Source organism: Streptococcus sp. NPS 308, assembly GCF_002355895.1.
Lineage (GTDB): Bacteria > Bacillota > Bacilli > Lactobacillales > Streptococcaceae > Streptococcus.
This window is the reverse complement of record NZ_AP017652.1, coordinates 1628949-1641302: the sequence shown is the minus strand read 5'-3', so window position 1 is coordinate 1641302 and position 12354 is coordinate 1628949. Positions and strand designations below refer to the sequence as shown.

The window sequence follows — 12354 nt, the reverse complement described above, 5'->3', positions numbered from 1 at the left end:
TAGTGACAGAAGCATCTAGCTCCGCCAACTTCAAAAGACTATAATTGAAGTATGAAATGGAGGAAGAAGAAATGAAAAATAAAATGATTGTCGCAGTGAGTTTGGTAGCAGCAGGAGTTATGACCTATCTCATGTTTTCAGGATTGGACAAGGATTTCTATCATTTTCCTTGGGAGCTCTTTGCTGGCTTTGGGATAATGTCTTGGCTTGTCAGAGAAGGTTTGAAATTAGTCAGAGATGTGAAAAAGGAGTTTGAGGAATGAAAAAAGCAATCATCTATTTCTTTATCGGCCTGTCACTCTTGGTATGGTTAGTGGAAATGTTTACTGGTTGGTTTGACCAAACCTTGCTTCGCCAATTCATTCGTGGTGCTTGGGGTTTTGGATTAATGATTTTCGTTGTTTTCCCTATGGGAATGAAGTGGTTGAAAGGAGAATCTCATGACTGTGATTAAAGTTGAGAAATTGAGTAAGAAAATAAAAGACAAGGAAATCCTGCGGAACATCTCTTTTGAAATCAACGATGGTGAATGTGTCGCCTTGATCGGGCCTAACGGAGCAGGAAAAACAACCTTGATTGATTGCCTCTTGGGTGACAAGTTCATGAGCTCAGGTCGGGTCGCCATTCAAGGCTTTGCACCAACAGATCCTCGATTAAAACAGCTTATTTCTGTCTTGCCCCAAGAAAATGCAGTTGTCCAAAGCTTGAAAGTGAAAGAACTTCTATCTTTTTTCAAGTCACTTTATCCCGACAGTCTTTCAGACAAAGAAATTGATGACTTGCTGAGATTCTCAGATAAGCAGAAAAATCAGCTAGCGGGCAAGTTGTCTGGTGGGCAAAAACGTTTGTTCTCTTTTGTGTTGACACTAATAGGTCGTCCGAAAATTCTATTTTTAGACGAGCCAACTGCTGCCATGGATACCTCGACACGTCAGCATTTTTGGGAAATTGTCAATCAGTTAAAGAAAAATGGTGTTACCATTGTCTATTCTTCTCACTATATCGAAGAGGTAGAACATACGGCTGACCGCATTTTGGTCCTACACAAGGGAGAATTGATTCGTGACACGACGCCTTATGCCATGCGTGGTGAAGAACAAGAAAAACACTTTACGGTGCCTCTAACCTATCAGGATTTTGTTAGTACCTTGACTATGGTTCAAGAGATTGAAATCAAGCAAAATGCTCTTTCCTTCACAACCAAAGAAGCCAGCCAGGTATGGGAAGCCTTGCAAGAACAGGGCTGCACGATCGAAGAAATTGAAGTTCGCAATCGAACTCTCTTAGACAGTATCTTCGAAACGACTCAAGACTAAAGGAGATTGACGATGAAAAATATGACAAGTCTCATGAAAGTGGAAATCATTCTGATGAAACGGCAAGCCGTCTACTACTTGCTATCCATCGGACTTCCAAGTGTGTTTTACCTTATCTTTTCTGGTATGATGTCAGGGTCAGATGTTCCAGAAATTGTTCTTCAAGCCTATCTTTTTGCCATGACTCTCTTTAGTATCATGTCAAGCGCCTTTTTCAGTATCCCTAGCACACTCGAGTCTGATAAGACAAACAACTGGCAAAAATTGATTCAACATTCTCCGGTATCTATGGTAGAATATTATGTATCAAAACTGTTCAGTACTCTGCTGACTTTCTTGTTATCAATTATAGTTGTCTTTTCGGTTGGTCATTTTGTCCGCGGAGTGACTCTGCCTTGGCTTGACTGGTTGGTGATTGGTGTTATTTTACTGGTCGGAAGCGTGGTCTTTATCAGCATGGGTGTCTTGGTGAGCTTGCTTCCCAGTGCTCAACTGATGACGGTTATTGGAAATATTGCCTATATTGCTTTGGCTGTCCTAGGTGGACTGTGGTTTCCTTTGAATTCCTTCCCAGAATGGCTCCAATCTATTGGAAAACTGACTCCAACCTATCAACTGATGCAGGTTGTCTCTACTTATTTGGAGCACCATGAATTTAATATTCTTTCTGCTTTGGTTGTACTAGGTTATACAGTTTTCTTTGGTGTATTGGTAATCCAACTGAAAAAACGGATCGAGGTAAAATAAATCTATGTTGGAAAAATTTAAAAACATTCATTATATGTTTCATATTTCAATAGTGTTTATCATCTTTCCTATAGCGGGTGTCATCGTTGGAGATTACCCGCTTTTAACCTTGCTATGGACCCTACTATTTGTACTTGCCTTCTATTCGGTTTTAGCCAGTCAGAGTCGCACTGTGCTGTGGATGGCTTGGTGGATCATGCTTGCCTACATTTTTTATACATCGGTTTGGCTGAGTTCGGGTTTCACCTGGTTTATCTTCTATTTATCCAATCTCCTTATTTATGAGCTGGATGAGATTTCTTTTCACTCTTGGCGCTTTGTCAGTTTTATTGTCCTGCAACCGTTCATTCTGACCGGAATCTATATGGTCAATCATGTTAGTCCCTGGCAGCTACTCTTTTTCTTGGTGACCTTTATCTTTTCCGATGCAATGACCTTTGGTCTTTATCGGATTCAGGTATCTGAACAGATAAAAGAAGAAAAGATGAAACAAAATGCCAAGCTCAGTCTTTTCTTGGCTGAAAATGAACGCAGTCGTATTGGTCAGGATCTCCATGACAGTCTGGGGCATACCTTTGCTATGTTGAGTGTGAAGACGGATCTTGCCCTCCAACTTCTTCAAATGCAGGCCTATCCTCAAGTGGAAAAAGAATTAAAAGAAATTCATCAGATCAGTAAGGAATCCATGAATGAAGTCCGTACCATCATTGAAAATCTTAAAACTAGAACCCTTGCTTCCGAATTTACGACTGTTAAAAAAATGCTGGAAATTGCAGGAATTGAAACAGAAATCGATCACCAACTAGATACAGCTAGCCTAACTCAGGAATTAGAATCAACGGCCTCCATGATTTTACTTGAGTTAGTGACCAACATCATCAAACATGCCAAAGCATCCAAAGCTTACTTGAAATTAGAACGAACTGGGAAAGAACTCATTCTAACAGTGAGAGACGATGGCTGTGGCTTTGCTTCTCTAAAAGGGGATGAGCTCCATACCGTTCGAGACCGTGTCCTTCCTTTTTCAGGAGAAGTAAAGGTGATCAGTCAGAAACATCCGACTGAAGTGCAGGTTAGACTACCTTATAAGGAGAGAAACTAAGATGAAACTACTTGTTGCAGAAGACCAAAGTATGTTGCGAGATGCCATGTGCCAGTTGTTAGCCTTTCAAGCGGATGTGGAGTCTGTCCTACAAGCCAAGAATGGGCAAGAAGCAATCCAACTCTTAGAAAAGGAGTCTGTAGATATCGCTATCCTTGACGTAGAAATGCCTGCTAAGACAGGCCTCGAAGTCTTGGAGTGGATTCGAGCAGAAAAGATAGAAACAAAAGTAGTTGTGGTGACAACCTTCAAGCGCCCTGGCTATTTTGAACGCGCGATTAAGGCTGGTGTGGATGCCTATGTCTTGAAAGAAAGAAGCATTGCAGACCTCATGCAAACCTTGCACACTGTTCTTGAAGGACGTAAGGAATATTCACCTGAATTGATGGAAGTGGTGATGACGCACCCCAATCCGTTAACAGAGCAAGAAATCGCTGTTTTAAAAGGAATCGCTCAGGGCTTGTCTAACCAAGAAATCGCAGATCAGCTTTATCTATCAAATGGAACCGTCCGAAACTATGTTACCAATATTCTTTCCAAACTAGATGCAGGCAATCGAACAGATGCAGCCAACATTGCAAAAGAATCTGGTTGGCTTTGATAAGAAAGATAAAAAACAACTCAAATGATTGCTAAATTGAAGGAAATCCATACAAGAAAGGAGGAGGCAATTTTGCCTCCTTTTTGGTTTAGAAAAGCGGTTAGAACTAGTGTCAAAGAGATAAAAGATCAGAATAAAAACGAAAAAAATATTGACAAGGATAGAAAAAATGTGTTACAATATTAGACGGTACTTTTTACTTTTGGTCTCTCAAAAGTGTACAGGGACGTGCTGACAAATGTTGCAAAAGTACACACAGATGATAGCTGTCACCAAGTGTATCATCACCAAAAATAAAAAAACACAGGAGAATGTAGATGCCTACAATTAACCAATTGGTTCGCAAACCGCGTAAATCAAAAGTAGAAAAATCTAAATCACCAGCTTTGAACGTTGGTTACAACAGTCATAAAAAAGTTCAAACAAACGTTTCTTCACCACAAAAACGTGGTGTAGCAACTCGTGTTGGAACAATGACACCTAAAAAACCTAACTCTGCCCTTCGTAAATTCGCTCGTGTACGTTTGAGCAACCTTATCGAAGTTACTGCCTACATCCCAGGTATCGGACACAACTTGCAAGAACACAGCGTGGTGCTTCTTCGCGGTGGACGTGTAAAAGACCTTCCAGGGGTACGTTACCATATCGTCCGTGGTGCACTTGATACTGCAGGTGTTAACGATCGTAAACAAGGCCGTTCTAAATACGGTACTAAACGTCCGAAAAAAGCATAAGGAAAGGGGATAAAGAGAAATGAGTCGTAAAAATAGAGCTCCAAAACGTGAAGTATTGCCAGATCCGCTTTACAATTCACAATTAGTTACTCGTCTTATCAACCGCGTTATGCTTGACGGTAAACGTGGTACAGCTGCTTCAATCGTTTACGGTGCTTTTGAGCAAATCAAAGAAGCTACTGGTAACGATGCACTTGAAGTATTTGAAACAGCTATGGAAAACATCATGCCTGTACTTGAAGTACGTGCACGTCGTGTTGGTGGATCTAACTACCAAGTCCCAGTTGAAGTTCGTCCAGAACGTCGTACAACACTTGGACTTCGTTGGTTGGTAACCATCGCTCGCCTTCGTGGTGAACACACAATGCAAGACCGTCTTGCGAAAGAAATCTTGGACGCTGCGAACAACACTGGTGCAGCAGTTAAGAAACGTGAAGACACTCACCGTATGGCTGAAGCTAACCGTGCCTTCGCACACTTCCGTTGGTAATAAAATGATACTAAGAGCGGCAAAGGCCCAAGGCAAAAATAGGAAACTGATGCAGTGTTCCGTGAACACAAAGCAGTTTATCTTTTTTGCACCGGGCCTCGCTCGAGTTCGAATCAGTTAACTTGAGCTTTTAGCCCGAGTTCAATTCAACTTGTATACAAGTTGAAACCAACAAAAACGAGATAAACATTGAGAACGGGTAGGTCCTGCCTATCCGTTTTTATTAAAATCGTGTTATAATAGATTAGAAATTAAAAAAATAGGAGAAAAAAACCTCATGGCACGCGAATTTTCACTTGAAAAAACTCGTAATATCGGTATCATGGCTCACGTCGACGCCGGTAAAACAACTACAACTGAGCGTATCCTTTACTACACTGGTAAAATCCACAAAATCGGTGAAACTCACGAAGGTGCGTCACAAATGGACTGGATGGAGCAAGAGCAAGAACGTGGTATCACTATCACATCTGCTGCGACAACAGCTCAATGGAACAACCACCGCGTAAACATCATCGACACACCAGGACACGTGGACTTCACAATCGAAGTACAACGTTCTCTTCGTGTATTGGACGGTGCGGTTACAGTTCTTGACTCACAATCAGGTGTTGAGCCTCAAACTGAAACTGTTTGGCGTCAAGCAACTGAATACGGAGTTCCACGTATCGTATTTGCCAACAAAATGGACAAAATCGGTGCTGACTTCCTTTACTCAGTAAGCACACTTCATGACCGTCTTCAAGCAAATGCACACCCAATTCAATTGCCAATCGGTGCTGAAGATGACTTCCGTGGAATCATCGACTTGATCAAGATGAAAGCTGAAATCTATACTAACGACCTTGGTACAGATATCCTTGAAGAAGATATTCCAGCTGAATACCTTGACCAAGCACAAGAATACCGTGAAAAATTGGTTGAAGCAGTTGCTGAAACTGACGAAGAATTGATGATGAAATACCTCGAAGGTGAAGAAATCACTAACGAAGAATTGAAAGCTGGTATCCGTAAAGCGACTATCAACGTTGAATTCTTCCCAGTATTGTGTGGTTCAGCCTTCAAGAACAAAGGTGTTCAATTGATGCTTGATGCGGTTATCGACTACCTTCCAAGCCCACTTGATATCCCAGCGATCAAGGGTATCAACCCAGATACTGAAGAAGAAGAAACTCGTCCAGCATCTGATGAAGAGCCATTTTCAGCTCTTGCCTTCAAGATCATGACTGACCCATTCGTAGGTCGTTTGACATTCTTCCGTGTTTACTCAGGTGTTCTTCAGTCAGGTTCATACGTATTGAACACATCTAAAGGTAAACGTGAACGTATCGGACGTATCCTTCAAATGCACGCTAACAGCCGTCAAGAAATCGACACTGTATACTCAGGTGATATCGCTGCTGCCGTTGGTTTGAAAGACACTACAACTGGTGACTCATTGACAGATGAAAAAGCCAAAATCATTCTTGAGTCAATCAACGTTCCAGAACCAGTTATCCAATTGATGGTTGAACCAAAATCTAAAGCAGACCAAGACAAGATGGGTATCGCCCTTCAAAAATTGGCTGAAGAAGATCCAACATTCCGCGTTGAAACTAACGTTGAAACTGGTGAAACAGTTATCTCTGGTATGGGTGAGCTTCACCTTGACGTCCTTGTTGACCGTATGCGTCGTGAGTTCAAAGTTGAAGCGAACGTAGGTGCTCCTCAAGTATCTTACCGTGAAACATTCCGCGCTTCTACTCAAGCACGTGGATTCTTCAAACGTCAGTCTGGTGGTAAAGGTCAATTCGGTGATGTATGGATTGAATTTACTCCAAACGAAGAAGGTAAAGGGTTCGAATTCGAAAACGCAATCGTCGGTGGTGTCGTTCCTCGTGAATTTATCCCAGCGGTAGAAAAAGGTTTGGTAGAATCTATGGCTAACGGTGTTCTTGCTGGTTACCCAATGGTTGACGTTAAAGCTAAGCTTTACGATGGTTCATACCACGATGTCGACTCATCTGAAACTGCCTTCAAGATCGCTGCATCTCTTGCACTTAAAGAAGCTGCTAAGACTGCACAACCAGCTATCCTTGAACCAATGATGCTTGTAACAATCACTGTTCCAGAAGAAAACCTTGGTGATGTTATGGGTCACGTAACTGCTCGTCGTGGACGTGTAGATGGTATGGAAGCACACGGTAACAGCCAAATCGTTCGTGCTTACGTTCCACTTGCTGAAATGTTCGGTTACGCAACAGTTCTTCGTTCTGCATCACAAGGACGTGGTACTTTCATGATGGTATTCGACCACTACGAAGATGTACCTAAGTCAGTACAAGAAGAAATCATTAAGAAAAACAAAGGTGAAGACTAATCAGTCCTCGCTCTAGAAGGAAGTCACTTGCTGGCTTCCTTTTTTATGCCTTTCTCAAGCATCTTGTATGTCTATATTTGCAAAATGAAAGAAATCTAGTAAGGATTTTAGAAAGTCTATTTACTAAGAAAATAGAGAAAGTTAATAAATGAAAGTTAATAAAGAATCCGATTTTGTTTAAATTGTTAATAAAAATTAGAAAAACATTCATAAATACACTCTTAGATAGAAAATTCAGAAAATTGATACTTTTGTCTTGAAAATATTTGAAAAAATGGTATGATAGTAACAAGCTATTTTTAAGAGAAGAGAAAGGGGAACAATGGAGAAAATCAGTTTAGACGCTCCTAAGACGGGATCGGACCTAGTTTTGGAAACCCTCCATGATTTAGGAATTGATACCATATTTGGTTATCCTGGTGGGGCTGTCTTGCCTTTATATGATGCGATTTATAATTTCAAAGGTATTCGTCACATTTTAGGTCGTCATGAGCAAGGCTGTTTGCACGAAGCTGAAGGTTATGCCAAATCAACTGGAAAGTTGGGTGTCGCAGTCGTCACAAGTGGACCAGGAGCAACAAATGCCATTACAGGGATTGCGGATGCCATGAGCGATAGCGTTCCCCTTTTGGTCTTTACTGGACAAGTCGCTCGAGCGGGAATTGGGAAGGATGCCTTTCAGGAGGCGGATATTGTCGGTATTACTATGCCCATTACCAAGTACAATTACCAAGTTCGTGAGACGGCTGACATTCCTCGTATCATTACGGAAGCTGTTCATATCGCGACCACAGGTCGTCCAGGTCCAGTCGTGATTGACTTGCCTAAGGATGTATCGGCTCTTGAAACAGACTTCATCTATTCGCCCGAAGTGCATTTACCAAGTTATCAACCGACGATAGAACCAAATGACATGCAAATCAAGAAAATCTTGAAACAATTGTCTAAGGCTAAGAAACCTGTTTTGTTGGCAGGTGGCGGTATCAGCTATGCAGAAGCTTCTAAAGAACTGAATGAATTTGCTGAACGCTATCAAATTCCAGTTGTTACCAGTCTTTTGGGACAAGGTACAATTGCAACAAGTCATCCACTCTTCCTCGGAATGGGAGGCATGCATGGTTCTTTCGCAGCTAATATTGCCATGACCGAGGCAGATTTTATGATTAGTATTGGTTGCCGTTTCGATGACCGCCTGACTGGAAATCCTAAGACCTTTGCTAAAAATGCCAAGGTTGCTCATATCGATATTGATCCAGCAGAGATTGGTAAGATTATTAGTGCAGACATTCCAGTGGTTGGGGACGCAAAGAAAGCCTTGCAGATGCTACTAGCAGAACCAACTGTTCATAACAATACTGAAAAGTGGATTGACAAAGTCACCAAGGACAAGAACCGTGTTCGTTCTTATGATAAGAAAGAACGTGTGGTTCAACCGCAGGCAGTCATTGAACGCATCGGTGAGTTGACGAATGGCGATGCTATTGTCGTTACTGACGTTGGCCAACACCAAATGTGGACAGCCCAGTATTACCCATATCAGAATGAACGCCAATTGGTCACATCTGGTGGCTTGGGTACCATGGGATTTGGAGTTCCTGCAGCTATCGGAGCTAAGATTGCCAATCCGGAAAAAGAAGTAGTTCTTTTTGTCGGTGATGGTGGCTTCCAAATGACCAACCAGGAACTAGCCATCCTAAACATTTACAAGGTACCTATTAAGGTCGTGATGCTAAATAACCACTCACTAGGAATGGTTCGTCAGTGGCAGGAATCCTTCTATGAGGGTAGAACTTCCGAGTCAGTCTTTGATACTCTTCCTGACTTCCAGCTAATGGCACAAGCTTACGGAATCAAAAACTACAAGTTTGATAATCCAGAGACGATAGAGAAGGATCTAGAGGTCATTCTGGAGGATGTGCCGATGTTTATCGAGGTGGATATTTCTCGTAAGGAACAGGTTTTACCGATGGTACCTGCTGGGAAGAGCAATCATGAGATGTTGGGGGTGAAGTTCCATGCGTAGAATGTTAACAGCAAGACTACAAAACCGCTCAGGAGTACTCAACCGTTTTACGGGTGTCCTTTCTCGCCGTCAGGTCAATATTGAGAGTATCTCGGTCGGTGCAACAGAGGATCCAAACGTTTCACGGATTACCATCATCATTGATGTGGCTTCTCATGATGAGGTCGAGCAAATCATCAAGCAGCTCAACCGCCAGATCGATGTGATTCGCATTCGGGATATTACAGATAAACCTCACTTGGAAAGAGAAGTTATCTTGGTGAAGGTGTCTGCGCCTGCTGAAAAGCGTGCAGAAATCTTGGCTATTATTCAACCATTCCGTGCAACGGTGGTGGATGTGGCTCCAAGCTCGATTACGATCCAGATGACGGGAAATGCTGAAAAGAGTGAGGCACTCTTGCGAGTAATCCGTCCTTATGGAATTAGGAATATTGCTCGTACGGGAGCAACTGGATTTACCCGCGACTAATACTCTTTGATTTTCATTGAGTATAAGAAAACAACTTAAATTTGTTAAACAAGTCTAAAAGGCAATAAATAATAGAAAAGAGAGAAAAACTATGGCAGTACAAATGGAATACGAAAAAGATGTAAAAGTAGCAGCACTTGACGGTAAAAAAATCGCCGTAATTGGGTATGGATCACAAGGTCATGCTCATGCGCAAAACTTGCGTGATACAGGACACGATGTGATCATCGGTGTGCGCCCGGGTAAATCTTTTGATAAAGCCAAAGAAGACGGTTTTGACACTTATACAGTAGCAGAAGCGACTAAGTTGGCTGATGTGATTATGATTTTGGCACCAGACGAAATCCAAGCAGACCTTTATGCTGAAGAAGTAGCTCCAAACTTGGAAGCTGGTAACGCACTTGGATTTGCTCATGGCTTTAACATTCACTTCAAATTTATCAAAGCGCCAGAGAGTGTAGACGTCTTTATGTGTGCGCCTAAGGGACCAGGTCACTTGGTACGTCGTACCTTTGAAGAAGGTTTTGGTGTTCCAGCCCTTTACGCAGTTTACCAAGATGCTACTGGAAATGCCAAAGATATCGCTATGGATTGGGCTAAGGGTGTTGGTTCAGCACGCGTTGGTCTTCTTGAAACAAGCTTCAAGGAAGAAACAGAAGAAGATCTCTTTGGTGAACAAGCGGTTCTTTGCGGTGGTTTGACTGCTTTGATGGAAGCTGGTTTCGAAGTCTTGACAGAAGCTGGCTATGCACCAGAATTGGCTTACTTTGAAGTTCTTCACGAAATGAAACTCATCGTTGATTTGATCTATGAGGGTGGATTTAAGAAAATGCGTCAATCTATCTCAAACACTGCTGAGTTTGGTGACTACGTATCAGGTCCACGTGTCATTACTGACCAAGTCAAAGAAAACATGAAGGCTGTTCTTGCAGATATTCAAAATGGCAAGTTTGCCAATGACTTTGTCAATGACTACAAGGCTGGTCGTCCAAAATTGACTGCTTACCGTGAGCAAGCTGCAGATCTTGAAATTGAAAAAGTTGGTGTAGAACTACGTAAAGCAATGCCATTCGTTGGTAAAAACGATGATGATGCTTTCAAAATCTATAACTAATTCTTAGAATAAAGACAGAAGGCGAGTTGGGGGGTACCTGACTCGCTTTTTACCTTGTGAAGTATTTGAGGAGGAGACATGCTAAGTGCAAAAGATGTGGTGAAAGCCCACAAAGTTTTAAGTGGTGTAGTAGTGAATACACCACTGGAATATGATCATTATTTATCAGAAAAGTATGGAGCTAAGATCTATCTGAAAAAGGAAAATGCGCAACGAGTTCGCTCTTTTAAAATTCGTGGAGCTTATTATGCCATTTCACAGTTGACAAAAGAAGAACGTGGGCGTGGTGTGGTCTGTGCATCGGCGGGGAATCACGCTCAAGGTGTCGCATACACTTGTAAGGAGATGAAAATTCCTGCGACAATTTTTATGCCCATCACAACGCCTCAACAAAAGATTGGGCAAGTTCGCTTCTTTGGAGGTGACTATGTGACGATCAAATTGGTCGGAGATACTTTCGACGCTTCGGCAAAGGCAGCCCAAGAGTTCACTGTTTCAGAAAATAGAACCTTTATCGATCCTTTTGATGATGTCCAAGTTCAGGCAGGGCAAGGAACAGTTGCCTATGAAATTTTAGAAGATGCTCGGAAAGAGTCAATCGACTTTGACACTGTTCTCGTTCCAGTCGGTGGTGGAGGTCTGATTGCGGGAGTTTCTACCTATATCAAGGAAACAAATCCGGAAATGGAAGTCATTGGTGTTGAAGCCAATGGTGCCCGTTCGATGAAGGCTGCTTTTGAAGCTGGAGAGCCAGTTAAATTAAAAGAAATCGACAAGTTTGCTGATGGTATAGCTGTACAGAAAGTTGGACAGTTGACCTATGAAGCGACACGTCAGAATGTTGAAACTCTTATAGGAGTGGATGAAGGCTTGATTTCTGAGACCTTGATTGATCTTTATTCCAAGCAAGGGATTGTCGCCGAACCAGCCGGTGCTGCCAGCGTTGCAGCCTTGGAAGTTTTATCAGACTATATCAAAGACAAAACAATCTGTTGTATCATTTCTGGAGGCAATAACGATATTAACCGTATGCCAGAAATGGAAGAGCGTGCCTTGATTTATGATGGCATCAAGCATTACTTTGTAGTCAATTTCCCACAACGTCCAGGAGCTCTCCGAGAGTTTGTAAATGATATCTTGGGACCACATGATGATATTACTCGTTTTGAGTATATCAAACGGGCCAGCAAGGGGACAGGGCCAGTCTTGATTGGGATTGCTCTTGCGGATAAGCATGATTATAATGGCTTGATTCATCGGATGGAAAAGTTTGACCCATCTTATATTAATTTGAATGGGAATGAGACTTTGTATAATATGTTAGTGTAAAATAAAATTATTATCATATTATTTGCGTAATTAATATGATGGTGCTATAATGAGGGTGATGAAAGGGGGA

Annotated in this window: 13 protein-coding genes; all 13 read left to right on the top strand. The window is 42.0% G+C overall.

Translation table 11 applies throughout. From position 1 onward, the window contains the following. Positions 1-56 precede the first annotated feature (56 nt). The 13 genes from SNAG_RS08350 to ilvA all read left to right on the top strand — a co-directional run bounded on the left by SNAG_RS08350 (position 57) and on the right by ilvA (position 12284). Positions 57-263: a hypothetical protein gene (locus SNAG_RS08350; protein ID WP_096408371.1), complete on the top strand. Its 207-nt coding sequence runs from the start codon at positions 57-59 to the stop codon at positions 261-263. Next, positions 260-454: a hypothetical protein gene (locus SNAG_RS08345; RefSeq protein WP_096408369.1), complete on the top strand. Its 195-nt coding sequence runs from the start codon at positions 260-262 to the stop codon at positions 452-454. The genes SNAG_RS08350 and SNAG_RS08345 overlap by 4 nt, the downstream gene beginning before the upstream one ends. After that, positions 441-1316 carry an ABC transporter ATP-binding protein gene (locus SNAG_RS08340; protein WP_096408366.1) on the top strand — a complete coding sequence of 292 codons (876 nt, stop codon included), beginning with the start codon at positions 441-443 and terminating at the stop codon, positions 1314-1316. The genes SNAG_RS08345 and SNAG_RS08340 overlap by 14 nt, the downstream gene beginning before the upstream one ends. Positions 1317-1328: 12 nt before the next feature. Beyond that, on the top strand, positions 1329-2063 hold the full coding sequence (locus SNAG_RS08335; RefSeq protein WP_096408364.1) for an ABC transporter permease: 735 nt from the start codon (positions 1329-1331) through the stop codon (positions 2061-2063). 4 nt (positions 2064-2067) lie between these two features. After that, positions 2068-3165, top strand: a complete 1098-nt coding sequence (locus SNAG_RS08330; RefSeq protein ID WP_096408361.1) for a sensor histidine kinase — start codon at positions 2068-2070, stop codon at positions 3163-3165. 1 nt (position 3166) lies between these two features. Then, positions 3167-3766 (top strand): response regulator transcription factor, encoded by a 600-nt coding sequence (locus SNAG_RS08325; protein WP_096408359.1) that lies wholly within the window; start codon positions 3167-3169, stop codon positions 3764-3766. 317 nt (positions 3767-4083) lie between these two features. Beyond that, positions 4084-4500: a 30S ribosomal protein S12 gene (gene rpsL / locus SNAG_RS08315; RefSeq protein ID WP_001142333.1), complete on the top strand. Its 417-nt coding sequence runs from the start codon at positions 4084-4086 to the stop codon at positions 4498-4500. Between the two features lie 19 nt (positions 4501-4519). Continuing rightward, entirely contained in the window at positions 4520-4990 is a 471-nt protein-coding gene (rpsG, locus tag SNAG_RS08310; protein WP_004250722.1) for a 30S ribosomal protein S7, read from the top strand. Between the two features lie 277 nt (positions 4991-5267). Next, complete coding sequence (gene fusA / locus SNAG_RS08305; protein WP_075565740.1) at positions 5268-7349, top strand: elongation factor G; 2082 nt, start codon at positions 5268-5270, stop codon at positions 7347-7349. Between the two features lie 322 nt (positions 7350-7671). Further along, positions 7672-9372: an acetolactate synthase large subunit gene (locus SNAG_RS08300; protein ID WP_049536788.1), complete on the top strand. Its 1701-nt coding sequence runs from the start codon at positions 7672-7674 to the stop codon at positions 9370-9372. After that, a complete protein-coding gene (gene ilvN, locus SNAG_RS08295) occupies positions 9365-9841 on the top strand; it encodes an acetolactate synthase small subunit (RefSeq protein ID WP_001253812.1) in 477 nt (158 codons plus the stop codon). Before SNAG_RS08300 ends, ilvN begins: the two co-directional genes overlap by 8 nt. A gap of 91 nt (positions 9842-9932) precedes the next feature. Further along, a complete protein-coding gene (gene ilvC, locus SNAG_RS08290) occupies positions 9933-10955 on the top strand; it encodes a ketol-acid reductoisomerase (protein WP_000290689.1) in 1023 nt (340 codons plus the stop codon). A 78-nt stretch (positions 10956-11033) separates the two neighbouring features. Further along, the gene (gene ilvA / locus SNAG_RS08285) at positions 11034-12284 is read left to right on the top strand and encodes a threonine ammonia-lyase IlvA (protein WP_096408356.1); all 1251 of its coding nucleotides are present in this window, start codon (positions 11034-11036) and stop codon (positions 12282-12284) included. Positions 12285-12354: the final 70 nt, after the last annotated feature.

Coding starts and splice junctions, on each gene's coding strand:
- SNAG_RS08350 (WP_096408371.1), top strand. CDS start 57: ATGGAGGAAGAAGAAATGAAAAATAAAATGATTGTCGCAGTGAGTTTG.
- SNAG_RS08345 (WP_096408369.1), top strand. CDS start 260: ATGAAAAAAGCAATCATCTATTTCTTTATCGGCCTGTCACTCTTGGTA.
- SNAG_RS08340 (WP_096408366.1), top strand. CDS start 441: ATGACTGTGATTAAAGTTGAGAAATTGAGTAAGAAAATAAAAGACAAG.
- SNAG_RS08335 (WP_096408364.1), top strand. CDS start 1,329: ATGAAAAATATGACAAGTCTCATGAAAGTGGAAATCATTCTGATGAAA.
- SNAG_RS08330 (WP_096408361.1), top strand. CDS start 2,068: ATGTTGGAAAAATTTAAAAACATTCATTATATGTTTCATATTTCAATA.
- SNAG_RS08325 (WP_096408359.1), top strand. CDS start 3,167: ATGAAACTACTTGTTGCAGAAGACCAAAGTATGTTGCGAGATGCCATG.
- rpsL (WP_001142333.1), top strand. CDS start 4,084: ATGCCTACAATTAACCAATTGGTTCGCAAACCGCGTAAATCAAAAGTA.
- rpsG (WP_004250722.1), top strand. CDS start 4,520: ATGAGTCGTAAAAATAGAGCTCCAAAACGTGAAGTATTGCCAGATCCG.
- fusA (WP_075565740.1), top strand. CDS start 5,268: ATGGCACGCGAATTTTCACTTGAAAAAACTCGTAATATCGGTATCATG.
- SNAG_RS08300 (WP_049536788.1), top strand. CDS start 7,672: ATGGAGAAAATCAGTTTAGACGCTCCTAAGACGGGATCGGACCTAGTT.
- ilvN (WP_001253812.1), top strand. CDS start 9,365: ATGCGTAGAATGTTAACAGCAAGACTACAAAACCGCTCAGGAGTACTC.
- ilvC (WP_000290689.1), top strand. CDS start 9,933: ATGGCAGTACAAATGGAATACGAAAAAGATGTAAAAGTAGCAGCACTT.
- ilvA (WP_096408356.1), top strand. CDS start 11,034: ATGCTAAGTGCAAAAGATGTGGTGAAAGCCCACAAAGTTTTAAGTGGT.